Annotated in this window: 22 protein-coding genes and 1 tRNA gene; 11 read left to right on the forward strand and 12 right to left on the reverse strand. The window is 49.0% G+C overall.

The window, feature by feature from the left end:
- Positions 1-28: 28 nt before the first annotated feature.
- Positions 29-1,279, reverse strand: coding sequence for a beta-ketoacyl-ACP synthase II (gene fabF, locus H6585_14840; protein ID MCB9449607.1), 1,251 nt, complete (start codon positions 1,277-1,279; stop codon positions 29-31).
- 21 nt (positions 1,280-1,300) lie between these two features.
- Positions 1,301-1,537: an acyl carrier protein gene (locus H6585_14845; GenBank protein ID MCB9449608.1), complete on the reverse strand. Its 237-nt coding sequence runs from the start codon at positions 1,535-1,537 to the stop codon at positions 1,301-1,303.
- A 176-nt stretch (positions 1,538-1,713) separates the two neighbouring features.
- Here H6585_14845 and rnr point away from each other — a divergent pair, with 176 nt between their 5' ends.
- Positions 1,714-3,822, forward strand: coding sequence for a ribonuclease R (gene rnr / locus H6585_14850; protein ID MCB9449609.1), 2,109 nt, complete (start codon positions 1,714-1,716; stop codon positions 3,820-3,822).
- Here the strand turns inward: rnr and H6585_14855 are convergent.
- From H6585_14855 to nadA, 4 genes are read right to left on the reverse strand one after another with little or no spacing between them, the layout of a single operon-like run.
- Positions 3,819-4,568 (reverse strand): response regulator, encoded by a 750-nt coding sequence (locus tag H6585_14855; GenBank protein ID MCB9449610.1) that lies wholly within the window; start codon positions 4,566-4,568, stop codon positions 3,819-3,821. The two genes, rnr and H6585_14855, sit on opposite strands and share 4 nt — an antisense overlap.
- A gap of 40 nt (positions 4,569-4,608) precedes the next feature.
- On the reverse strand, positions 4,609-6,855 hold the full coding sequence (locus tag H6585_14860) for a PAS domain S-box protein (GenBank protein ID MCB9449611.1): 2,247 nt from the start codon (positions 6,853-6,855) through the stop codon (positions 4,609-4,611).
- Positions 6,842-8,374, reverse strand: coding sequence for a toxin-antitoxin system YwqK family antitoxin (locus H6585_14865; GenBank protein MCB9449612.1), 1,533 nt, complete (start codon positions 8,372-8,374; stop codon positions 6,842-6,844). Before H6585_14865 ends, H6585_14860 begins: the two co-directional genes overlap by 14 nt.
- A gap of 4 nt (positions 8,375-8,378) precedes the next feature.
- Entirely contained in the window at positions 8,379-9,365 is a 987-nt protein-coding gene (gene nadA / locus H6585_14870; GenBank protein MCB9449613.1) for a quinolinate synthase NadA, read from the reverse strand.
- Positions 9,366-9,912: 547 nt separating this feature from the next.
- Here nadA and rpiB point away from each other — a divergent pair.
- The 3 genes from rpiB (at position 9,913) to H6585_14885 (ending at position 13,361) form a co-directional block, all read left to right on the forward strand.
- Positions 9,913-10,347 carry a ribose 5-phosphate isomerase B gene (rpiB, locus tag H6585_14875; GenBank protein MCB9449614.1) on the forward strand — a complete coding sequence of 145 codons (435 nt, stop codon included), beginning with the start codon at positions 9,913-9,915 and terminating at the stop codon, positions 10,345-10,347.
- Between the two features lie 145 nt (positions 10,348-10,492).
- Entirely contained in the window at positions 10,493-11,959 is a 1,467-nt protein-coding gene (locus tag H6585_14880) for a M28 family peptidase (protein MCB9449615.1), read from the forward strand.
- Between the two features lie 16 nt (positions 11,960-11,975).
- Positions 11,976-13,361: an iron-sulfur cluster-binding protein gene (locus tag H6585_14885; protein MCB9449616.1), complete on the forward strand. Its 1,386-nt coding sequence runs from the start codon at positions 11,976-11,978 to the stop codon at positions 13,359-13,361.
- Here the strand turns inward: H6585_14885 and H6585_14890 are convergent.
- Positions 13,358-14,599 carry a TlpA family protein disulfide reductase gene (locus tag H6585_14890; protein ID MCB9449617.1) on the reverse strand — a complete coding sequence of 414 codons (1,242 nt, stop codon included), beginning with the start codon at positions 14,597-14,599 and terminating at the stop codon, positions 13,358-13,360. The genes H6585_14885 and H6585_14890 overlap by 4 nt on opposite strands.
- Positions 14,596-15,123, reverse strand: coding sequence for a hypothetical protein (locus H6585_14895; GenBank protein ID MCB9449618.1), 528 nt, complete (start codon positions 15,121-15,123; stop codon positions 14,596-14,598). Before H6585_14895 ends, H6585_14890 begins: the two co-directional genes overlap by 4 nt.
- A 95-nt stretch (positions 15,124-15,218) precedes the next feature.
- Here H6585_14895 and purN point away from each other — a divergent pair, with 95 nt between their 5' ends.
- Both purN and rnhA read left to right on the forward strand, forming a co-directional pair.
- On the forward strand, positions 15,219-15,794 hold the full coding sequence (purN, locus tag H6585_14900; GenBank protein ID MCB9449619.1) for a phosphoribosylglycinamide formyltransferase: 576 nt from the start codon (positions 15,219-15,221) through the stop codon (positions 15,792-15,794).
- Between the two features lie 14 nt (positions 15,795-15,808).
- Positions 15,809-16,306, forward strand: a complete 498-nt coding sequence (gene rnhA, locus H6585_14905) for a ribonuclease HI (GenBank protein MCB9449620.1) — start codon at positions 15,809-15,811, stop codon at positions 16,304-16,306.
- On the opposite strand, the gene H6585_14910 is transcribed toward rnhA, so the two are convergent.
- Positions 16,271-18,964: a HEAT repeat domain-containing protein gene (locus H6585_14910; protein MCB9449621.1), complete on the reverse strand. Its 2,694-nt coding sequence runs from the start codon at positions 18,962-18,964 to the stop codon at positions 16,271-16,273. The genes rnhA and H6585_14910 overlap by 36 nt on opposite strands.
- 70 nt (positions 18,965-19,034) lie before the next feature.
- On the opposite strand from H6585_14910, the gene H6585_14915 reads away from it, so the two are divergent.
- Positions 19,035-19,547, forward strand: coding sequence for a biotin/lipoyl-binding protein (locus tag H6585_14915; GenBank protein MCB9449622.1), 513 nt, complete (start codon positions 19,035-19,037; stop codon positions 19,545-19,547).
- A 97-nt stretch (positions 19,548-19,644) separates the two neighbouring features.
- A complete protein-coding gene (locus tag H6585_14920; protein ID MCB9449623.1) occupies positions 19,645-20,322 on the forward strand; it encodes a YceI family protein in 678 nt (225 codons plus the stop codon).
- 75 nt (positions 20,323-20,397) lie between these two features.
- Here the strand turns inward: H6585_14920 and H6585_14925 are convergent, their stop codons facing one another.
- Positions 20,398-21,327, reverse strand: a complete 930-nt coding sequence (locus H6585_14925; GenBank protein ID MCB9449624.1) for a bifunctional hydroxymethylpyrimidine kinase/phosphomethylpyrimidine kinase — start codon at positions 21,325-21,327, stop codon at positions 20,398-20,400.
- Between the two features lie 195 nt (positions 21,328-21,522).
- Between H6585_14925 and H6585_14930 the strand changes: the two genes are divergently transcribed.
- The 3 genes from H6585_14930 (at position 21,523) to H6585_14940 (ending at position 24,262) form a co-directional block, all read left to right on the forward strand.
- A tRNA-Asn gene (locus tag H6585_14930) sits at positions 21,523-21,596 on the forward strand.
- A 670-nt stretch (positions 21,597-22,266) separates the two neighbouring features.
- The gene (locus H6585_14935; GenBank protein ID MCB9449625.1) at positions 22,267-22,755 is read left to right on the forward strand and encodes a T9SS type A sorting domain-containing protein; all 489 of its coding nucleotides are present in this window, start codon (positions 22,267-22,269) and stop codon (positions 22,753-22,755) included.
- 37 nt (positions 22,756-22,792) lie between these two features.
- Positions 22,793-24,262, forward strand: a complete 1,470-nt coding sequence (locus H6585_14940; protein MCB9449626.1) for a hypothetical protein — start codon at positions 22,793-22,795, stop codon at positions 24,260-24,262.
- A 109-nt stretch (positions 24,263-24,371) separates the two neighbouring features.
- Here the strand turns inward: H6585_14940 and H6585_14945 are convergent, their stop codons facing one another.
- Entirely contained in the window at positions 24,372-24,854 is a 483-nt protein-coding gene (locus H6585_14945) for a T9SS type A sorting domain-containing protein (GenBank protein ID MCB9449627.1), read from the reverse strand.
- A 2-nt stretch (positions 24,855-24,856) separates the two neighbouring features.
- Positions 24,857-25,042, reverse strand: a complete 186-nt coding sequence (locus H6585_14950; GenBank protein MCB9449628.1) for a hypothetical protein — start codon at positions 25,040-25,042, stop codon at positions 24,857-24,859.
- Positions 25,043-25,198: the final 156 nt, after the last annotated feature.

Genomic DNA, 25,198 nt, shown 5'->3' on the forward strand with positions numbered 1-25,198 from the left:
GGTCTCTATTGGAGAAAAGGACCAAGGTTCATTCGAATTTTTTAAAGATCACGGAGGCATTATGTCCTCCGAATCCGAATGTATTACTGAGCGCGGCATTGACCTCCCTTTCCTGGGGTTTGTGGAAAGTGAAATTCAGCCTGTTATCAAAGGCCGGGTCGTCGGTGAAGTGGTTGATGGTGGGAGGCACCATGTTGTTCTTGACCGCCAGGATGGATGCGATGGCTTCAATGGCACCGGCAGCGCCCAACAGGTGTCCGGTCATCGATTTGGTTGAACTGATGTTCAGCTTATACGCCTGGTCTCCGAAAACTTTTTCAATGGCGGCTACTTCCGCAATGTCTCCAAGAGGTGTGGATGTACCGTGTACGTTGATGTAATCAATCTGATCTGCTTGCATACCGGCATCTTCCAGGGCCTGCTTCATCACGTTGCTGGCACCCAAACCTTCGGGGTGCGGTGCAGTGATGTGATGCGCATCTGCCGTCATGCCGGCACCAACCAGTTCCGCGTAGATCTTCGCACCCCTTTTCAGGGCATGCTCCCTTTCTTCCAGGATTACACATCCGGCACCTTCACCGAGAACAAATCCGTCGCGGTCTAAATCAAAGGGGCGGGAAGCTGTTTGCGGACTGTCATTCCTTTCCGAAAGGGCATGCATCGCATTGAATCCGCCTACACCTGCCTCATTGATGGCCGCTTCGGAACCACCCGCTACAATGGCGATGGATCTGCCGGTACGGATGTATGTGAATGCATCGATCAACGCATTGGTTGAGGATGCACATGCAGACATGGTGGTGAAATTGGGACCACGGAATCCGTACCGCATGGAGATATGACCCGAAGCGATATCCGCAATCATTTTGGGGATGAAGAAGGGGTTGAACCGAGGTACACGGCCCCCTTCAACAAATCCGATACATTCATGAAGGAAGGTATCAATTCCGCCGATGCCGGATCCCCAGATCACGCCGATGCGGTCCTTGTCGAGACCGTCGGCGTTCAGACCGGCATCTTCCACTCCCTGTGCGGTGGCCGCCATGGCGTATTGCGAATAGGGGTCCAGGCGCTTCAGTTCCTTCCTGTCCACATAAGTGAGGGGATCAAATCCCTTCAATTCGCATGCGAACTGCGTACGGAACTTTGATGCGTCGAACCTGGAAATAGGCGCAGCTCCGCTCACCCCATTCAGTAAACCGTTCCAGTAATCCGAAACGGTGTTACCAAGAGGCGTGACGGCACCCAGGCCGGTTACCACTACCCGCTTTAACTCCATGAAAGGTCCTTTGGGAAAGGATTATTTTGCGTTCTGCTCGATATAGGAGATTGCCTCTCCAACGGTACCGATCTTCTCAGCCTGATCGTCGGGAATGGCAATGTTGAATTCCTTTTCGAATTCCATGATCAGTTCCACCGTATCCAAAGAATCTGCTCCCAGATCGTTGGTGAAGCTTGCTTCCGGTGTCACTTCGTTTTCGTCTACTCCCAGTTTGTCAACAATGATAGCTTTAACCCTAGATGCTACGTCAGACATAGCTACTCCTTTCTTTTTTGATTAGTGAAAAACAGGTGCAAATAAATGAATTTCTGGATTGATTATCAAAAATATTTTCTGACCCTGAAACCCCAATAAAAAAGGGCTTTCACAATATCTTCCTTATCTTTTGGCCATCTTTATCCGCCATATGGCAGAACCGTTTTAACAACCACATGCAAGAAAAAGCAAACCAATTGGAAGATCGCATCCTGGAGGTGTTTCGTTCCGCACCGCATCGCCATTTCAACTACAAGCAAATGGCCAAACAGTTGGGACTGATGAAAGCGCCCGATAGGAAAAGGCTGATGGGGTTGATGGAGAAGCTGACTGCAAAAGGTCTGTTGCAGGAAGAAAAGCGCGGTTCATTTTCACTCAAGCAAAAGCAGCAACGACTGGAAGGGGTGATTCAGATCATCACTTCGGGTGCCGCCTTTGTGATGATTTCAGATTCTTCCCAGGACATTTTCATCAAACAGCATCACATCGGGTCGGCGATGAACGGTGATACGGTGGAAGTGAAACTGCTGCCCAAAAAATCCGGTAAACGGCCCGAAGGCGAGGTGGTGAATGTGGTGAAAAGAGCGCGTGAAACGTTTGTGGGAACCATCACGGTCGAAAAAAAATCCGCCTTTCTCATACCGGATCAGGCACGGGGCATTCCTGATATCTTCATCCATCCGGACAAGTTGAACGGTGCAAAAGACGGCCAGAAAGCCCTGGTGAAGATCACCGAATGGCCCGACGCCATTCATGGTCCGGAAGGAGAAGTGACCGAAGTACTCGGCTACCCCGGTGACAAAACCGTTGAACAGCATTCGATCCTAGCAGAGTATGGTTTCCCGCTCGGCTTCGAACCGGAGGTGGAGAACGAAGCCAATGCCATACCAGATGTAATCACACCCGATGAGATTTCCAAGCGGAGGGATTTCCGCGGGGTCACCACGTTCACCATCGACCCCGTGGATGCAAAAGACTTCGACGATGCGCTTTCGATTCGACAGCTCGAGGATGGTAAATGGGAAGTGGGCATCCACATCGCCGACGTCTCTCATTATGTGCGCCCCGACAGCCATCTCGACCATGAAGCTTACCGCAGGGGTACCTCGGTGTACCTGGCCGATGCCGTGGTGCCAATGCTACCCGAACGCCTGTCGAACGGGATATGCTCGCTCAGACCCAACGAAGAAAAACTCTGTTTCTCTGCCGTATTCACGCTTGACGAAACCGCACGCATCCATGATGCGTGGGTGGGCAGAACCGTGATTTTGTCTGACCACCGTTTTACATACGAAGCGGCACAGGAGATCCTGGAAGGAGGGGAAGGCGCCTTTGCATCCGAACTGAAACAACTGGATACGCTGGCCAAAGTGCTACGCAAGATCCGGTTCTCAAATGGGGCCATCGCATTCCAAAGCATCGAAACACGGTTCCGGTTTGACGACCAGGGCAAGCCCGTGGAGGTTTACATCAAAGAATCCAAAGACAGCAACCAACTGATCGAAGAATTCATGCTGCTGGCCAACAAGCACGTGGCCGAACATGTAGGCAAAAAACTCCGGAAGCCCTTTGTGTATCGTACGCATGATTCACCGAAAGCCGAGAAACTGCAGATCTTTTCCAGTTTCATCTCCCGGTTCGGATATAAGATCGAAACCAACTCCAACCGCGCATTGTCCAATTCCCTCAACAAGCTGATGCAAGACATCAAGGGAAAAGGGGAGGAGAACATCATTGAACAACTCTCGATCCGGACCATGGAAAAGGCGATTTACACCACCGAGAACATTGGTCACTACGGACTGGCATTCGCATACTACTCCCATTTTACCAGCCCGATCCGGCGATACCCTGACATCATGGTGCACAGATTGCTGGCAGACTACGATGCCGGAAGAAAGTCTCCTGATGTGGAAGGTCTTGAAAGCAAGTGCAAACACGCATCGGAAATGGAGCGCAAGGCAACCAGCGCCGAAAGGGCTTCGATCAAATACATGCAGGTACACTTCCTGGCAGACAAAGTGGGGCAGTTCTACGAAGGAATCGTATCAGGCGTGACCGAATGGGGCCTGTTTGTGGAGATCATTGCCAACAAGTGCGAAGGACTGGTGCGCCTGCGTACGATGGATGATGACTACTACGTGTTCGACGAGGATAACTTTTGCGTGAAAGGCAGTCGCACCGGCAAACAGTACAGACTGGGTGATCGCGTAATGATTGTGGTGAAAAAAGCGGACCTGATCCGAAAACAACTCGATTTCGAACTGATCCCTTCCGAATATTAAATGAAACTCAGGCGGCTCATAAGGTCTTCCTTATAGGAACCACCGATGGGAATCACCTTCTTATCCTGACCGATGATCAGGTTGGAGTCTTCAATGACATCAATCTTGTCGATGTTCACGATAAAGGACCGATGCGCCCTGACAAAATTCTTGAGCGGCAACTTTTTCTGGATGTCCTTCATGGTAGAGTGAATGGTATATCGTTCCGTGACGGTGTTCACCACCACGTAATCCTTCAATGCTTCCACATACAGGATGTCTTCCACTTTCACTCGCTTCTGCCTGGAGTTGGATTTGATGAAAACGCTGTCGGAAGTAGCATTGCTGATGATAGCTGAATAGATATCACGTTCCTTGCGAACAGTAGAATCAAGCGAGTATTTGTGCAGCGCAATCTCCACCGTGGTTTTCAAGTCGATTTCTTTGAATGGCTTGATGATGTATCCGAAAGGTTCGGCATGCTTGGCCCTGTTGATGGTGCTTTCGTCAGCATAAGCGGTCAGAAAGATCACAGGAATATCCAGCTCCTTCCACATTTGTTTGGCGGCTTCGATGCCATCCATGTCTCCTTTCAACATGATGTCAACAAGCGCCAGATCCGGTTTTTTATCCCGTGCAGATTCCACCGCTTCTTCGCCGGAGGAAACCACGTCGGTTATTTTGTAACCGAGTTTGGACAGGCTGTTCTGAATGTCTTTTGCAACGATCTTTTCGTCTTCAACAATTAAAATGGAGGTATGTGCCATGGCCGGGTCTATACTAAAATCAACTTCCGCTTGGGAATCGTTAGGAATCGGTTTGTTTCATCTGATGCTGAAATACTATTTTGAATCGGCTGCCCTTTGGGGATGAACTCCAGGTAAGTTTGCCTCCCAACTGCTCTACGAGGGCAACGACCAATTGCAAACCAAGGCTTCTTGTCTTCTCTATCTCCAAACCTTTGGGGAGTCCCTTACCGTTGTCTTCTACGGTTAAGACTGCCTCATCACCCTGAATTTGCATTTTAATGTCAATCTTGCCACCAGCCTTGCCCTGGAAAGCGTACTTCAATGAATTTGAAAGCAACTCATGGACGATCAATCCACAGGGAATGGCGGTGTCCAAATTTAGAAACACATCACCTATCTGTTGGCCTATTTCGATGGAACTACCAACAACTCCATATGAACGAAACAAATTATCAGACAAACTTTGTATGTACTCGGCAAAGTTGATGTGCGACAAGTTCTTTGCCTGGTACAGACTTTCGTGGATATAAGCCATCGACTTGATCCTGTTCTGGCTTTCCCTGAGAATATTCAACGTTTTGGGGTCTTCCACATAGGACGACTGCAGGTTGAGTATGGATGAGATCACCTGCAGGTTGTTTTTCACCCTGTGGTGTACTTCTCTCAAAAGCACTTCTTTTTCCCTGAGCGATTCCTTGATCTGTTTTTCTGCATGCACCTGCTCAGTGATGTCTTCGAGATACACGGTAGCAAAATATCCCTTTTCATTTCTCCGAAGTGAACTTTTGTAAGACCAGAAAATCTCCTGGTTTTTTTGGTTCACCACCCGCACGACCCCCCTCGCAAACTTTTCCTTCCTCAGTATTTTCAGGTAATCATTGAATTCCTTTCGGTAAACAGAGGCAATAAAAGTTGCCGCTTTTTTTCCGATCAGTTCTTCCGATCCATATCCGATCCATGTTGCTGCCACAGCATTCACCGATCGGATCACGCCTTTCATGTCGTGAGTAAGAATGATAATCTGGCTGTTTTCTACCAGGTCCCTGTATTTTTTTTCGCTGGCCCTGAGTTCCTTTTCCTTCCGCTTCTCTTCGGTCACATCCCTGGCGACCGTTACCGAACCGAGTCTGTTTCCTTTGGCATCAAGCAACATCGACGTACTGATGAAAAGCGGAAATTCTTCTCCGTTTTTTCTTTTTCCCACGATCTCGAATTGTGCGAATTTATTTTTCCGCAGTTCGGTACCGACGTGGTTCACGGTGGGTTTCTTAGCCGACAGCAGACTGATATGTTTGCCAAGAATTTCCTTTTCAGAATAGCCGAAGACCTCTTCTGCACGCCTGTTGAATTTGGTGATATTGCGGTTTTCATCCAGCGCAACGATGGCATCTGCAGAACTGTTCACCATGTTTTCGATGTAGTTGCGGGAGTCGGCCAGTTCCTGTTCAACGCGGATTCTTTCTTCAATCTCACGTTGCAATTCCAGGTTGATCTCTTCCATTTTCTCGGCACGAATGCGTGCCTCTTCCGCCTCTTTCTGTTCAGTGATGTTCCTGGAAATACTGATTACATTCTTCATTTTCCCCTTGCTGATGAGATTGGGGATAAGGATGCTCTGGTACCAAAGCAACTTGCCACTGCCATCGGGCTTCTTGACCGCCGTTTCAAATGACACACTCTTTCCTGTTCTGAAGATTTCCGCCGTATGTTTTTTGGTGGGTTCAACATACGCGGGATCAGTAAAGCTGTAAGTCTTTTTCCCGATCACCTCTTCACGCCGGAAATGAGGAGAGGGGTTGTGGATGTCCTTGATCACACAATCCTTATCGATGATCAGAAACGTTTCATTCAGGTTTTTCAGAATGAGCGTCCAACGGTCTTCTTCCTTCTTCCTGGATTCCGCCTCATGGATGTGTTTGGTGATGTTGCTCATCCGGATCAACCACTGCCTGTTCTTGGGTTTACCGATGGCGTTCACCACCGTCATTATCCATGTTTTGCCTTTACCAGGCAACTTGAATCCATAGGTAGTTTTGAAAAATTTCTTTTTATTGACTTCCTGGGTAGCCGATTTAGCGAATTCTTCATTGGCCGATTTACCGATCCTTGGGATGCCTTTGCTGCGGGTTAATTTGGTGAGATCTTTATAACCGAACAACCGGATCGCTGCGCCATTGGCATGCCAGACCGCTAATGTTTTAGGGTCCATCAGCAAGAGTGCATCCTCGCAATCTTCAAATGCCAGGTTCAGCCACAGGTCTTTCTGCCCGGAAGGTGGTAACTTGGATTTCTTACTGGTCTTCATAGGCCGGCGTATCAGGTTTTACCTTTACCCCGTCAAACTTGACCTCCGCGCCATTGCGGTACTGTGTGAGCAGCAGTACGGATCCGTCTTCATTGTACTTGATCCATTTTCCTACTTTCTTGCCGTCGCGGTATTTGCCTTCTTCCTGCAAACGTTTGTTGGGGTAGTATGATTTATGCTTGCCCACGGGAATGCCCAACATGTAGGATCCTACAAACTTGAGTTCACCGTTCTTGTGAAAATGTTTCCACTCCCCGTCGCGTTGGCCATCTTTGTAGCTTCCTTCCTCCCGGTACTTTTCGAGTTCATAGAACCAGGGGCCTTCCTTGTAGCCGTCAATATAATCACCCTTTGTGATCACCGTACCGCTGTCGCTGTATTCCACGAAGGGGCCGTCTTCCTTGCCCCGCCGGAAGTTTTCCTCCCTCAGCAACTGGCCCGTTTTATAGTACCATTGCCATTTTTTGTTGGGCTGGCCATCCACATATTCGCCTTCCTGTTCAACTTGTCCGTTCTCATAATAATAGACCCATTTCCCAACTCTTTTCCCATCCTTGTAGGTGCCCTTGGCTTTCAGGGTTCCATCGGGATAGTTTTCCTCCCATGGTCCTTGTTTGATTCCACCCAGGTCCATGATGCCTTTTCCAAGCACCACTCCGTCGTTATACAGGGTGGAAGCCGTCACCACTCCGTTTTCATCGAATTCCTGAAAGACCCCGTCCGGCTGGCCTGATTCATTGTAAGTACCCCTCGCTTTAACGTGTGCGTTTTCATCGTATTCGAGGCGTACATCTTTTGTGGCCAGTTCTTCTGCATCCTTCACTTCCACACCCGCTTCATACTTTTTGATCTCAATCAGTTTTCCTTTGTTGGTAAAGGTCTTGTAATAACCATGAAGCAAGTCATCCTTGTAATCTGCTTCCCATTTCAGTTCACCGTTCTCATAAAAACCCTTCCACTTGCCCTGTTTCCTGCCCTGCTTGTCCTTTCGGTTGATTTTCTCCTGGCGCACCATGAATCCTTTCCGGTATGTCCAAAGGGTGATGATGGTGCTGTCTTTGTCAAACTCAAAGCCTGATCCATTTTCCTTGCCATTTTCAAAAGGGATGATTTTCTGGACTTCGCCGGTCTGAAAATAACTGATCGTTTCCCCTTCCTTGAGGTCATCCTTGTACATTTCCGACGTGGTTAACCGCCCTTTCGGATCATACATTTTCCGGATTCCACTTTTCTTTCCCAACTCATAGGTAACTTCCATCTGGATGCGGCCACTGTCGCTGTAAAACTTCCATACACCATCCAGTTGATGGTTTTTTCTGCTTCCTTCGGATACCAGTTGGCCATCCTCGTTGTAGTTTTTCCATACCCCTTCGGGCTGACCGTTCACCATCAAGCCTTCACTGGATACAATGCCATTGGGATGATAAAGCTTGGTATATCCGTTGGCGCCGCCCTGGGCCTGCACATATGCACAGCACCAAAGGACAAACAACAAGATGATATAAGCCTTCCGGATCATGGGGTTAAAGTCCTAATTTTTCTGAAATTTCCAACATCCTCAGGATGGAACCTTCCGCTTTTTTGCGAAGGTTCTCTTCGAGAACGATCTCAGGTTTTTCGTATTTCAAACATACATACACTTTCTCGAGTGTATTCAACTTCATGTGCGGACAATCATTACACGCACATGCATTGTCGGGTGGCGCAGGGATAAAGGTTTTACCCGGTGCCTCCTTGTGCATCTGGTGAAGGATCCCTGATTCGGTAGCTACGATGAATTCTTTTGCCTCATCCCGGATGGCATATTTCAGGAGACCTGTGGTGGAGCCTACGTAGTCGGCCAGTTCAAGAACAGCATCTTCACATTCGGGGTGGGCGATGAATTTGGCGTTGGGATGCTGGGCTTTCAATCCGATGATCTTTTCGAGGGAGAATATCTCGTGTACCATACAGCTTCCGTCCCATATCTTCATCTTGCGTCCCGACTTCTTTTGTAGCCATGCACCCAGGTTTTTATCAGGCGCAAAAATAATAGGCTGGTCTTCCGGGATGCTTTCGATGATCTGTAATGCGTTGGTGGATGTGCACACAATGTCCGTCAACGCCTTGATCTCGGCCGAACAATTCACATAAGACACCACCACGTGCCCAGGATGCTGGTCAACAAATTTCTTAAAAGCATCCGGCGGACACGAATCGGCAAGCGAACAACCTGCTTTCAAATCAGGGAGCAAAACTTTTTTACCCGGACTCAGGATCTTAGCGGTTTCAGCCATGAAATGAACACCGGCAAACAAAATGATATCCGCATCGGTTGCAGCAGCCTGCTGCGAAAGTCCGAGGCTGTCGCCCACATAATCGGCAATATCCTGGATGTCCGCATCCTGGTAATAGTGCGCCAGAATGATTGCATTCTTTTCTTTTTTCAGCCTGGCAATCTCTGCGAACAAATCCATTGTCGGATCCACTTCCACATCCAGGTACCCTTTTTCCTCAATCTGCGTATTCATAACTCGGCTTCGTTTCCAAACTTCCTTTTAACAGTATCAACAAACACTATTTAAATAATCTTTAATCTTTTGTAAATCTATGTTAATGTTATTAGCGTGTTGAAACCGTAAATAACTATTTACCTCGTGGTTTGCTTTTTGACTTTTTGAATATTACCTAACAAACCTTGGACTGATTGTTAAAATTAAAGAGCATGACAACAACTAATTAGCTCTTTATCCACAAGGTGTTCATAACAAAGTTATGGATAATTATCTGATCATTTTGGTACCTGCCCACACTTCGAAAATTGTTCATGTTTTACCTAAATGTTCCCTCTTTAAAATTTGTGAGGGAATGTGATTTTCATATTAGGTGCTCTTTACTGAACCACCAAATATTTTTTTTGTCAGAATTCAACAAGTTGTTGGCCATTGTTCAATAAGATGTGAACAACCCAAAACCACCCTGAATCTTGTTGTTGCATATTAAGGTCTGTCACCGGTCAGCCGTTGTCTTATCCCCCGGTTTCCATTATTTTTGCCTGAACCCTGTAAAGTCTTGCCTGTGAAAGTTGCGATAGGAAGTGATCATGCCGGCTTCAAACTGAAGCAGTATCTGGTGGATGTATTGAAAAGCAAAGGCATGGAGATCCTGGATGTGGGTCCCTTTTCAGAAGAACGTGTAGATTATCCTGATTTCGCTCACCCGGTGGCGGAAGCAGTGGAATCCGGAAAAGTAGACATGGGTCTGATCATGTGTGGCAGTGGGAATGGTATCAATATGGCAGCCAATAAGCATGCGGGGATCCGGTCGGCTTTGTGCTGGAATCCGGAAATAGCAAAACTGGCCCGTGAACACAATGATGCCAATGTGCTCGCCCTTCCGGCACGGTTCCTGACTGAAGAACAAGCCAGGGAAATACTCGAAGCATTTCTCGCTGCCAGATTTGAAGGTGGCCGACATGAAGAAAGAATACGTAAAATACCCCTTCATTCCTAAAAGAAAGTGTATGCGTAAACAACTTCTATTCTTGCCGGGAGTACTCCTGCTGGCATACGGATTACCTGCTCAAGCCGGACCCGGGCTGGATACCACGTCTGTGAAGTATGCCAATACCATTACGGTTGACGACATCAGTAAACACATGCATGTATTGGCATCAGATGAATTCGAAGGCCGTGAAACAGGAATGGAAGGGCAAAAGAAAGCAGCCAGGTATATTGCGCAGCAGTTCAACCGCATCGGTATTCCACCTTATAAAGATTCCACTTACTTTCAATCGTTTCCTTTGCTGCTACAGAAGCCTTCAGGAAGTACGGTAACCGTGGGAGGCAAAACCTTTGAGTTCCTGAAAGACTTTTACTACTTCCCGGGTGTGGAAGATCAGCAATGGACGGTACAGGATGTGCTTTTTTTGGGATATGGTATTGCAGAAGAAGATGGGTACAATGATTATAAAGGTCACGATGTAGCAGGTAAAGTACTCATGGTCATCAATGGTGAGCCGCTCGATAAGGATAGCAATTCGGTTGTAACCGGATCACCCAAGAAATCAATCTGGACTACCAACTATAGAACAAAAGGCAGAACCGCCTTGGAAAAAGAGGCAAAAGCCCAGTTTGTGGTGATGGAAGATGTGCAGAAGAACATCGCCCGCTTCCGCCACTATATTGAACAACCTTCCATGAAGCTGGATGTGGTATCCGAAGATGAAGATCCGAACCGGAAGCGTGTTCCTCAGATCTACATTTCTTGGGACCTGGCCAATGCCATTCTCAAACAGGGTGGAAGTAAGAAGGATATACAAGGTTATATTTCCGAGATCAGTAAAAAGAAAAAACCGGTTTCCTTTGATGCCCGGGTAGGTGTGGGATTGGATGTGAAAAAGGTGTCGGAAAAACTCATGTCCGAGAACGTGCTCGGCTATATAGAAGGAAGCGATAAGAAAGATGAACTGGTGATCGTGACCGCCCACTATGATCATATAGGAAAAGATGGAGATGAAATTTTCAACGGTGCCGATGATGATGCCTCCGGAACTACCGCCCTGTTGGAAATCGCCGAGGCATTTGAACGTGCGAAAAAGGAAGGGCACGGACCCAGAAGAAGTATATTGGTCATGACCGTTGCGGGCGAAGAAAAAGGCCTGCTGGGATCACAATGGTATTCTGAAAATCCCGTGTATCCGTTGAACCAGACTGTCGCAGACCTTAACATAGATATGATCGGAAGACAGGATGAAAAGTACAAGGACAATCCGGATTATATCTACCTCATCGGGTCCGACAAACTCAGCAGTGAGTTAAAAAAGATCAATGAGGAAAACAACCAGAAATACACCCAGCTCGAACTCGACTATACCTACGATGACCCCAATGATCCGAACCGGTACTACTACCGTTCAGATCATTATAACTTTGCCAAAAACAACATCCCCATCATCTTTTACTTCAACGGTACCCATGCGGATTATCACAAATCCACCGATACCGTAGAAAAAATCAATTTTAACAAGATGGAAAAGATCACGCGACTGGTGTTCCACACTTGCTGGGAGCTAGCCAACCGCAATGAACGCATCAAGCTGGATCCAAAGAAAGATTCCGAATAACCCCTACCTCCCCGACATGGACCAAAAGACCCTGGATAATTTTTTAAAGAAAAGCGAAAACAAAGCTTTTGACAAGGAACACCGACGCAAACTGGTGTTCAACATCACCCAGTACGACAATACGGTTGTCAAAGGAAAACAACAATTTTCCAACCTCGAGCTGGCCCGGCAACGCGCTGCATCCCGCAAGTTCAAGGCCATAGAAAACCTGGACAAGTACCTCATTGAGTTTGAAGCCAATTTCACCAGAAACGGCGGCAAGGTGATCTGGGCCCGCAATACGGAAGAAGCCCAACAGGAAATCCTGAAGATCCTGCAAAGCGTGAATGCCAAATCGTTGGTGAAATCCAAATCGATGATCACCGAAGAGATTCACCTGAACCATTTTCTGGAGCAACATGGCATCGAATCGGTGGAAACCGATCTGGGCGAATACATCGTTCAGATGGCAGGTGAAACGCCCTATCACATCGTTACGCCGGCCATGCACAAGTCGAAAGAAGATGTTGCCAAGTTGTTTCATGAGAAAGTAGGAACACCGCTCGACAGCACCCCGCAGGATATCACAGCGTATGTGAGAAAAGAACTGCGTGAAAAATACCAGCGTGCGGATGCCGGTATTTCGGGTGCCAACTTTCTGCTGGCAGACAGCGGCTCCATCGCCCTCACGGAAAATGAAGGCAATGCCTACCTGAGCGTGGGTTTCCCGAAAGTACACATCACTGTGGTGGGACTCGAAAAGATCCTGCCCTCCATGAACGACCTGGCATTGTTCTGGCCCCTACTGGCAACGCATGGCACCGGACAGAACATGACTGTATACAACCACATTGTGAGTGGCCCACGCAAGCATTCGGAAGTCGATGGTCCGGATGAAATGTACGTGGTGCTGTTGGACAACGGTCGCACTGAACTGTTGTCACATCATGAACAACGACAGGCCCTGCATTGCATCCGATGCGGCGCATGCCTGAATGCCTGCCCTATCTATCAAAGCATCGGAGGACATTCATACGGAACTACCTATAGTGGTCCCATCGGTTCGGTCATCACACCGCATTTTGACGGCATGGAAAAATACAGGCACCTGAGTTTTGCCTCGTCGCTTTGTGGCCGCTGTACCGAAGTATGCCCCGTGCGGATTGATGTGCACAAGCTCCTGATGCTGAACCGCCGTGACGTTTCAGTCGCTGATCAAGTGCCCAAAATGGAGAGCCGCATTGTGTATTTTTGGAAGAAAGCCATGCTGAACCGCAAGCTGATGGAGATGGGCGGATCAAGCATCAAGAACATGGCCATGAAGTACATGCTGAAAGGGTCCTGGGGCAAACATAGGGAGGTGCCGCGCATTGCACCCAAATCATTCAGCCGCCTCTGGCGCGAGAAAAAAGGAATGTTCTAAGGGGTGCCCTGCGCCAGCAGTTCCTGCAACATCGCATCCGTTTTTTCTTTGTAATCCATATAATGGATCCCTGTGCCGGGCCCTGAAAAACCGGTATGAATCTCGTGTACTCGTCCATCACGTGCAACCACAATGGCGGTCGGAAAAGCCATCACACGATTGATCATCGGAAGCGCTGCTGAAGCCGCATTCTTGTCGGCCGTACCCGCGATCAGAAACCGGTAAGGTATGGAAAGCCGCTCGCGGATGCGGTTTACATTTCTGACCGCTTTTTCGAATTCATCCGTGCGTTCGAAACACAATGCCACCACTTCCAGGCCCCGGTCGTGGTAGCGTTCGTACATTTCTTTCAGAAATTTTGATTCATCAATGCAGTTGGGGCACCAGGATCCCATCAACTGCACAATTACCACTTTGTTTTGAAATGCAGGATCCGACATGGATACCAGATGTCCCTCCAGGTCGGGGAATGTAAAAGCAAGCCTGTCGTAGCCTTCCTTCAGGTACGTCAGGCTGTCGGCATTACCTAATTGAAAGGTATCATCGCGAACCGCTTTCCAGGTTTCCTTGGAATGAATGCCTGACCAATAGGTTCCGGAAAGTGAACCATCCTTTTCAAGCCGGCACGCGAACAGGAATGCGTGCGCCCCATCAAACCGGGAGAGTGTGAAACCGCTATCGGTGGCTTCACCTGTCAGGTAACGGTAATCGCCGGTCTCGGTCAGGAATGTACCGGAAAGGGTTCCGCCCGATTGCTGAAATTCTCCGATTGCATTGTAAGCATCGGGAGCCGTTTCATTGAAGACCACTTTCCATCGTCCCGTATAATCTGCATGAGGGAGTGGTTTGATTTCTTCTTTCTGAACCAGGGTGGCCCTGAACGGCAGAATGTAGTCTTTGCCACGCGACAGGTTGTACCACCTTCCATTCAGGCCGGCTTCACCCTCTTTTCGTTTTCCCCTGATTTCCGAATCATACAAGGGCAATCGGATGAAAAATGAGTCCGGCATGAGTTTAACTTCATCCACACGGATGACTTCCTCCCCGAAGCGCAGCTCGATCAATGTGTCGGGTTGCAGGTGCAGTTGGAAAGGAAAAGGAAGCCAAACGCCTTTTTCGACTTCCACGCCCGCTTCCCATGAACTGTCACCGGACAGGTGAAATTCATGTCCGGTTTCATTACATCTTGTGAACAGAACAACACTTAGGATTCCTATGACGGATGTGGAAAACCTCATTGGAATGTGGCATCAATCATGTAGTGAGAAGGGTCGAGTCCGGGCACCTGTCGCTCCCCCTCCATGTGGTAACCGGATCCGGGGGTATAGGACAGTTCGCGTTTGAGGGAGTATAAGTTGCTGGAGGTGATGAGTTCGATACGGATGCTGGTTACCTGGTTGTTCTCAAAAGTGATCGAGACCTCGCGCACTTTGGTATCATTGTCTTTCGCATGGTAGGAAATGATCAGGTTTCCGGAGGTCCCTGAACTATCGGTTCTGTAGGCATCGCGAAGCGCCGGCACGTTCAGGTCGCATTCGGTGAATACATGGAATTCGAGTTTCCAGTTGATATTAAGTTCCTGTTCCGATTCCGTTCGATCATCCAATGTAATGCGTTTGTTCACCTTTTGCTGTGTGGAGGTGAGATGTGCTATTTCTGCATTGAAATAGGCAGGAATATCAAAGAAAGGTTTGGCACCGGAATCAGGTTCCTTCACCTGGATACATGACGTCAAACACATCACTGAAATAAGGATGAGCATAAGCGTCATTCGATGAATCGGGAATCGAAGCATGGCTGAAAATCAGCTGTAAATTTATAATTTGCCGGCTAATTCCGCAGTTCGGGACAGCACACATGATTCAACTTGCCATTTTCGCTTCAGGATCCGGGACCAATGCCGAACGCATCATGCAGCATTTTCAGTCGCATGACGCGATACGGGTGGCGCTGGTATTATCAAACAATTCCGATGCATATGTTTTGCAACGCGCGGCCAAATTCAATGTGCCTTCGGTGGTTTTCAACCGCACGGCGTTGAACCATGGTGACGTACTTCAAACACTGAAGGAACACAAGATTGATTTCCTGGTGCTGGCCGGTTTCATGTGGCTGGTGCCGGCTGACCTGGTCAGGGCGTATGAGGGGCGGATTGTGAACATTCACCCTGCCTTGCTGCCCAAATACGGTGGCAAAGGCATGTATGGTGATCATGTGCATGAGGCCGTGGTGGCTGCGGGTGAAAAGCAGACCGGAATCACCATCCATCGGGTGAACGAGCGGTATGATGAAGGGGCTATCCTCTTCCAGGCATCGGTAGAAGTATTGCCGGAGGATACACCCGCGGAAGTGGCGCGCAAGGTGCATGAACTGGAATACCGGTATTACCCGGAATGGATTGAAAAAGCGGTGGTATCCGGTCTTCCGTCCTGAAAAAACAACAAGATTTGGCAGAGATAATCATATATACAGATGGTGCGGCACGAGGGAATCCAGGCCCGGGAGGTTATGGCATCGTGATGATGAGCGGCAAGCACCGGAAAGAACTTTCGCAGGGGTATCGCCATACCACCAACAACCGCATGGAGTTGCTGAGTGTGATTGTTGCACTTGAAAGCCTGAAACAGCAGGACCACCAGGTGACGGTATTCTCCGATTCCAAATATGTGGTGGACGCCATTCAGAAGGGTTGGTTATTCGATTGGTTCAAGAAGGGATTCAAAGGAAAGAAGAACGTGGATTTGTGGATGCGCTTCCTGAAGATCTACAAAAAACATCGCGTGACTTTCCGGTGGGTGAAAGGCCATGCCGACAATCCGTTCAATGAGCGGTGTGATGAACTTGCCGTGGAAGCTGCCGAAAGCGGGCGACTGCTACGCGACGAAGGATACGAAGCTTCAGAGGAAGGATTATTTCCCGGAGCTAGCCGCTCTGAAGGCATCTAGTTCACGTGTGATGTAGGCGGCCAGCAACTTATGTGGTTCGCTTTTCTCACATCCTTCAAGGATATCCACAATTCTTTTCTTCTGTGCACTGGTCACATCCAGGTCTTTCTTGATGAACACATCCGAAGCGTTATTGTCACCGCCGGAAGTGGCTGAGGCGAGTTCCTGTTTCAGATAGTTTTCCTGGTGGTAATAGCGGACCAGAAGCCGGATCAAACCGTCGAGTGCGGCATAGCGCACCTGCCATTGGTTTTCATCGCGCGCACCTTGTTGCATGATGTCAAGTCCCGACCCAACTACTTCGTCCGGCTGCTTCTCCAGGTAGTTGCCATATGAGTCGTAGAACCCGTACCTGGAGTACCCAGAGATAAAGGGATAAATCTGCTGGAAGTAATCGTTCTTGTTTTTCACACCGTATTTGCCGTACATCTCGGCGATGGTCAGCTGAACATTTTCGTTCTTCACCGTTTCATAGGGAGAGGTGTACTTCTCACATTGGGTTGAATCCATGTTGCACAATGCGGTAAGCGCAGTGGAAAGTACCTCGTAGGAAGAGTCGTTCAGGGCCGTTTGCATCAAACCCTTCACACCGTTGTCCGTCGGATATAGTTTGGCTAGGTTACGCATTGCGGATGCACGCAGGTCGGTTGAGTTGCCGTGTTGTGCCATATCTTCCAGTTGTTGGCGGAAGGCAAGGCTGTCATCCAGCTCCATTTTTGATAAAGCATTGAGTGCTTTTCGGGCAATGGATGCCTGTTTATCTTTCATGGCTTCCGTAAGCAGCGCACGATTTTCAGGGGTGTCGTTTTCGGCGAGTGCTTCCACGGCTTCCAGGCGATCCATGAACAGCGGTCCGTTAATATACAGGTACCGCCATTCCGCATCATCCTTCACATCTTTCTTGTCACAAAGCAACATCTTTTCCGCATCCACATTCACCACATAGGGTTTCTCCGGCAGATCGAACACAAATTTTTCGCTGGATTTTTCAGCGGTGATGGCGTGGCGCACCACTTGTCCGTCGGCCTGGTAGATGTCTACTTGCATCGGTAGCTTAAAGTACCGGGTGCTGTCGGGATTCTGGGTTTGTTCAACGTAAACGATCTCCTGGTGAAGTGTGTCGTTATAGTAGCTGTGGAATGTAAGCCTGGGATGACCTTTATCCAGGAACCACTGGTTGAAGAACCAGTTCAGGTCTTCGCCCGTTACGGCTTCGAATGCCATCCTCAGGTTGTGGATCTCGGCATTCTGAAATTTGTTGTCTTCAAGGTATTTCCTGAGGGAAGCGTAGAATGCCTCATCACCCACGTATTTGCGAAGCATGTGCAACACCCGGCCTCCTTTCTGGTAGGAGTGTCCGTCGAACATGTCTTCCCTGTCGTCATAATAGAACCGGATCAGGTCCACCTGTTTGTAAGTGGCTTCTCCGAGGTAGTTCAAGAGGTCTTCGTTGAGGTGCTCATCGGCTTTCTCCCTCCCGTATTTGTGTTCCATCCACATATACTCACCGTAGGTGGCGAACGACTCATTCAGGGGCAGGTTCGACCATGACTCGCAGGTTACCAGGTCGCCGAACCAGTGGTGAAACAGTTCGTGTGCGATCACATCCTCGTTGTCATCGTCGATCATCTCGCGGCGGGTGCGCTGCAGGAATTCTCCGTGTACAACGGCGGTTGTGTTTTCCATTGCACCGGAAACGAAGTCGCGCACGATGATCTGTGAGAACTTTTCCCAGGCATAGGGTATACCCAGTACGTTCGAATAAAACTCCAGCATTTCAGGCGTGTTGCCGAAAATATCGCGGGCGTAGGGTTCGTATGCATGTTCGAGGTAGTAATCCACCGCAATGTTTTTCCACTTGTCGTGTACCACCGCAAAGTCACCCACGGCTACCATGGCGAGGTAAGGTGAGTGGGGCAGGGTTTGTTTCCAGGTATCGGTGCGGGTACCGTCGCCATTGTTCTTCTGTGAGATCAGCAATCCATTCGACAGGGTCACATATTGTGTGTCTACTGTGAGGCGGATCTGTTGGGTCATCTTGTCGTTGGGCGAGTCGTACGTGGGGAACCACCTGGAGTTGGCCTGGGTTTCACCCTGCGACCAGATCTGTTTGGGTTTGTTGAGTTCTTCCCCGGTGGGATTGATGAAGTACAGTCCTTTGTCGGATGTGATGGCGTCACTGCCACCTGATTCTCCTTCATTGGGTTTGGCTGTGTAATCAATAGCCACGACATAGGTCTCATCCCGTGTATAGGTTTTGCTCAGGGCGATAGAGATCTGCTTTCCATCGTACCGGTATTTGAGCGGTGTGTGATTGCCGTTGCTGACCATGTCAACGGCATGCAGGTCGAAATTCTGGGCATCCAGTACCAGGGTATCTTCCGGATAGAAATGGGGCTTGGCAGTGATTTCCGCTTTTCCGAGTACCCATTGGTTTTGCCAGTCGAACTTCAGGTCCAGGTTGGTGTTGGTGATGTCGGTATAGCGGGTGCGGCTGGGCTGGTACATCAGGGGTGTTACAATGGCAGGTTCAAGTTGAACAGTGGGTGCGGCAATGTCAGGGGTGGCTGCAATTTTGTGCCCCGGTTTACAGGCCGGTAAAAAAGCGATTAAACAAGCGGGGGCTAGGAGAAGAAGGGCGCGGGATGTCATCATCATGGTGGTCAAATATGACCAAAAAAGGTCTAATTTCAAATGGCGGTCATGGGAATCTGTTATCTTTGCTTCCATGTCGGAGTACCACATAAACGTAAACTGTAAAAAAAGTTTCAAAGTGAGTCTGGATCAGGATTCAGGCTGGAACGGCCAGTTGGATGGCAAGCCGTTTTCGCTGGATGTGGTGAAAGAAGCTGACGGAAACTGGCATGTGATCCGTGGGCATCGTTCTTACCGGGTGGACCTGCTTGAAGCGGTTCCTGCCGACAAATCCTTTGTTTTTCTGATCAATGGCCAAAAGCATACGGTTAAAGTAGACGATCGTTTTGACCAGTTGTTGCATTCGATGGGACTCGATGCGCACCTGGCCGCCAAGGTCGATGCGGTAAAAGCACCGATGCCGGGCAAGGTATTGAAGGTGCAGGTTCAGGAAGGCCAGGAAGTTGCCGAAGGAGATGCATTGCTTGTTCTGGAAGCGATGAAGATGGAGAACGTGATCAAATCGCCCGCCACCTCCACCGTGAAAAAAATACACGTGGAAGCAGGCGCAACGGTTGAAAAAAACCAGCTGCTCATCAGCTTCTGATCATCCGACGATTCTTTGAAATCCCCACCCCGTAGCACTTGCCACCCTGTAGCAGTTGCTACAGGGCCATCATCTAAACCCAAAACATCCCATTACCATGAAACACATACCTTATTATTCGCTATTCCTGTTTGCAGGAACCCTCCTTTTGTCTGCATGCGGTGGATCCGAAACGGAAGCCCCTGCAGAAGAAACCCCTGCAGCTGAAGCGCCGGCACCTGCGCCCACATGCAAGTACAGTTACGACAACAGCACCACCAAGGCTTACTGGACAGCCTATAAACACACCGATAAGGTGGAAGTCAAGGGCACGTTCGACAGCCTGGAAGTGGTGCAGGCGGCCATCACCGACCAGCCGCAGGATCTGCTGAACGGCGCTACGTTTTCGATTTTCACCGGCAGTGTGAACTCATCCGATGCCACCCGCGACCAGAAGATCGTGAACTTCTTTTTCGGAAAGATGACCGGCGGCGAGGTGCTCACGGGCAGCCTGAGTGATGTGAACGGTTCGGCCGATAGCGGCACCGTGTCCGTTTCCCTGATGATGAACGGCGTTGAGAACAAGCTGGAAGGCCATTATGCGATCGAAGGAGAAGAACTGTCGTTGCGTGCCGATTTCGATTTCAACAATTGGAACGCACAGGCGTCCCTGGACGCTTTGCAAAAGGCGTGTGCCGAAAAGCACACGGGCAAAGACGGGGTAACCAAGTTCTGGCCGGAAGGCAAGATACTCATCCGCACCACCATCAAAAAGGAATGCGATACGGCTAGCTAAGACCGGCATCTCCGATTCAACAAAAAACCCACCTCCGGAAAGAGGTGGGTTTTTTGTTAGGCAGATGATAAGGAATCAACTTTCCACCAGGTCGATGTCGAATTGTACCAGCTGAACAAAATCACTCAGTCGGTTGTCCAACTCCTTGTCTGAAATGTTTACCAGGCGTTCGGTGCCGAATTTCTCCACGCAGAAGGAGGCCATGGCCGAACCGTGAATGACGGCCCGTTTCATGTTTTCAAAGTCAATGGCGTTGCGGCTGGCAAGGAAACCGGTGAAGCCGCCGGCGAATGTATCACCTGCGCCGGTGGGGTCGTACACTTCCTCCAGGGGCAGGGCGGGCGCGAAGAACACCTGTTTCCCGTGGAACAGGAGGGCGCCGTGTTCGCCTTTCTTGATGATGAGGTATTTCGGGCCCATTTCCATGATCTGCTGGGCTGCTTTCACAAGTGAGTAATCTCCGGCCAGCTGACGGGCTTCTTCGTCGTTGATGGAGAGCACGTCCACCATTGCCATGGTTTTGCGGAGCTCGTCCATGGCCACATCCATCCAGAAATTCATGGTGTCCATCACGATGAGCTTCGGGCGCACGGGCAACTGTTCGAGCACCTGGCGTTGCACGTTGGGGGCCAGGTTGCCCAGCATCACGAAGTCGGGCCGTTTGTAGTCATCCGGAAGAATGGGGTTGAACGTTTCCAATACATTGAGCTCGGTTACGAGGGTATCGCGGGAATTCATGTCGTTGTGGTAGCGACCTGACCAGAAGAAGGATTTCTCGCCTTTGCGAATTTCAAGTCCGTCCAGGTTGATGCCGCGTTTGGTGAGCATGTCCATGCCCGATTGGGGGAAGTCGTCGCCCACCACGGAAACGAGGTTGATATTTTGTGTGAAGTAGGAAGCTGAAAGCCCTATGTAGGTGGCGGCACCGCCTATGATGCGGTCGGTTTTCCCGAAGGGGGTTTCAATGGCGTCGAATGCTACGGTTCCGATAACTAATAGACTCATGGAGTTGTTTTGGGTTTTGGGTTTGCAATCGGTGCGAAGATAGGAATGATCAGCATACTATGTAGAGCAACAGCATACAGCAAGGGCATACACCCCTCCTTCGCCGAGGCTACGGCGGGCAAGCATACCGTAAGAAGCTTCTTGCATAATTGATCGGTATGGCGTAATATTGCACTCCCTAAAAAGGGAAAACATTCCTCCTTAGCTCAGTTGGTTAGAGCATCTGACTGTTAATCAGAGGGTCGCTGGTTCAAGTCCAGCAGGGGGAGCAAGACAGCAAGAGTGTGAGATCAGAGCGCGTAGGTGCTTTACTCTCACAACTCACCCTGGAACTCAAAACTGAAAAAAACCCTGCTTCGAAAGAGGTGGGGTTTTTTGTTTTCCTGACCTGGTATAGAAGAAACCGTTGATGGAAGCGATTTTTTTAACCACATAGGCACATAAGTCACAATAGAAAAACTATGTGTGCTATGTGCCTATGTGGTTAAAATATTTTTATTCCTCTATGCTCTCCGGCCCCCATAATATCCTGCTTTTCTCAACATACCATCTTTTCTTGTGGTATTCATTGTATTGTTCATGTCATTAATTATCTAATAAAAATAAGGTTGATTCACGGACAATTTTCGATCGTATACCTCGACCATATAAGCTATAAACAGTAGATATACACTTATAATTCAATTCCAATCCTACCGTATTTAACCTATGTATTTTTAGTGCGTAGGTGATTTGATCTAACATCTAATCCGGATTCAGAATGGGGGTAACTTATCCCAAATGCCGCTTCCACCCAAGTATTCACAGGGCCCTTGAAAAATAAGGAAAAAATGACTTTTTAACTGAATCTTTTTCGAGTGAAAAAGGTACAAGGCAACCACAAGTTCATAAGGTGCTTTCAGGGAAAATATCTCAAGAAAACAATTAATATAAAACGTTATGATGAATGTAAAAATAATAAAACTAAGCGCCCTACTCATCCTTATTGGTTCCGGCGGTACATACGCCCAGGATGCCACACTGGCAACGGGCGGAGATGCCACCGGGGCGGGTGGCAGTGTAAGCTACTCGGTTGGCCAGGTATCTTACACACACCCGGTAGGTTCATCTGGAACTGTAGCGGAAGGGGTACAGCAGCCCTATGAAATCTTCATTTATACGGGCACGGATGTCAAAAACATCCAGTTGGGCCTTTCGGCATATCCCAACCCTGCCACCAACTACCTGATGTTGGATGTATCTGACACAGATCCCTCCACTTTGAATTTTCAGTTGTTGAACCTGGAAGGAAGGCTACTGGAAAGCGATCAGCTGGAAAACCCGCATACAACCATTGAGTTGAACCATTTCCCCCCGGGGACTTATTTCCTGAAGGTTTCCGACAAGGACAAAGCGGTTAAAACATTCAAAATTGTCAAGAATCAATAAACCCCTTTTTGATATCACTTATATAAATGCATATGTCATGAACAAAATAGCTACTACTATCTGTGCCCTTGCAATCTCCTTAAGCGCGTTTGCGCAGGCACCTGAAAAAATGAGCTACCAGGCGGTAATCCGGGATGCCGGAAACGTGCTGGTGACCAACCAGAATGTGGGTATGCAAATAAGCATTTTGCAGGGGGCTCCGAATGGTACGCCCGTGTATGTGGAGACCCAAATGCCCATGAGCAACCTCAACGGTTTGGTAACCATTGAAATCGGTGCAGGATCCGTTGTTTCCGGTGCTTTCAATACCATCGACTGGAGCAATGGCCCCTACTTCATTAAAACAGAAACAGACCCGGTGGGAGGTACCTCGTACTCCATCATGGGAACAAGTGAACTGTTAAGTGTACCCTATGCCCTGCATGCAAAGACGGCCGAAAGCATTTCCGGTACAATTCCCGAATTGGATCCCGTGTTCATGAATTCCATCGTAGGAAGCATCACTACAATGGATACAGCCAATTGGAATCACCATACCATTGATACAGATACCCATCTCACCGAATCGGAAGTGGATGCCTTTGTGAGCAACAACGGTTACCTGACTTCTGAAGTGGATGGTTCTGTGACCAATGAAATCCAAAGCTTGAGCCTCAGCAATGACACCTTATACCTGAGTGGTGGTGGATCTGTGAAGTTGCCAGCCGGATTTGACGGCGACTTTACCAACCTGAGTAACATTCCCTCCGGCTTGTCGGATGGTGATGACGACACCCATCTGACGGAATCGGAAGTGGATGCCTTTGTGAGCAACAACGGCTACCTGACTTCTGAAGTGGATGGTTCTGTGACCAATGAAATCCAAAGCTTGAGCCTCAGCAATGACACACTGTACCTGAGTGATGGCGGATCTGTGAAGTTACCTGCCGGTTTTGATGGCGACTTCACCAACCTGAGCAACATTCCCTCCGGCTTGTCGGATGGTGATGACGACACCCATCTGACGGAATCGGAAGTGGATGCCTTTGTGAGCAACAACGGTTACCTGACTTCTGAAGTGGATGGTTCTGTAACCAATGAAATCCAAACCATTTCCCGTTCGGGCACAACGGTTACCCTGAGCAATGGTGGCGGAAGCTTTACCGACAGTGTGAATGTGTATACTGCGGGTACCGGAATAGACATTACGAACAATGTGGTAAGCGCAACGGCATCGTCAAAAAACATACTCTATCTTACTGCGGATTCAGTTTTGACATCATCCGATGACATGCTTGTTTTCATTGACGGCGCCTATAAAGTAACCATGCCTGCCTCACCTGCCAACGGACAGGAAATTGTCTTGTGTACCAAGAATGGCAGTGCAAGCATCGATGCAAATACCGGACGTGTGTTTCAAATTGCATTGACAACATTCGCTTCTTTGACCTTTACAACGGGAAGTACAAACATGTATCGCTGCATTTACAGCAGTGACCTGGATACCTGGTTCATCCTGTATACCTAAACTTGAGATCACAGGAAAGAAGATTCCCTGAAGATCTATAGAAAAAAAAAGCCCGGCTTCCAATCGAAGCCGGGCTTTTTTGCTCTTACAGTACGCAGTTGCTCGTGCTCTATTGGATCACCAGTTTCTTCGTCGTGAGAATTTCATTCTCCGTGTAGATCTGTACGAAGTACATGCCTTTGCTCAGCTGGCCAGTCGATGGAGCCTTCGCATTTCCGGCTGACAAGGTTCTCACCAGTTGTCCGGTGGCGCTGGTGTAGATGTTGATGGTGGCTTTCCGGTTGGCCGCGTCGGTGTTCTCATAATACAACACGTCGTGGGCTGGATTCGGGTAGAGTTTCAGGAAATCTTCGTGTGCCGTTCCGTCGATCCCTACATTGCAAACGTCTACGTCGATCTTGCTCCTCGGACCGGTACAACCCGGTTTCTCCACTTCAAAATCATAGAAGTAATAGTAGTAACCCTGGTCGGTGTAGTTGTTACCTGTGAGCGAGATCACCCCGCCTATGTCGTAGGGATACGTGGCACCGTCGGTGTTGCGGTAGAGGTCCACCAGCGTGCCTGTCACTTTCAGGTAGTAGCCGGTTCCCACGGTTACGGAAAGTCAAGGGTGACGCGCTGGCCGCCGTCGGCCAGGTTCACGTCTTTGGTCTGCAGCACGTTGCCGCCGTCTCCATCCAACAGTTCGATGGTACGGGTTCCTGCGCCTGTGGCATCCACATATACAGATTTGATGGTGGCATCCGACAGCACATCCGGTGAAGATGCCGCGGGTGTCATTGGTGCCGAAGTAACCACCTCCGCCAACGGATGCAGGCGTTTTCGGACCGCCGTTCACGGGAGGATCCGCTTTGGTTTCCTCCACCCAGAATGAGGTAGGACCGTTCACCGTCGGCGAGTAGGTGCTACCTGAATGAAGCAGGGTTCCGCCTGTGG

The sequence above is a fragment of the Flavobacteriales bacterium genome, assembly GCA_020635855.1.
Classification (GTDB): domain Bacteria; phylum Bacteroidota; class Bacteroidia; order JACJYZ01; family JACJYZ01; genus JACJYZ01.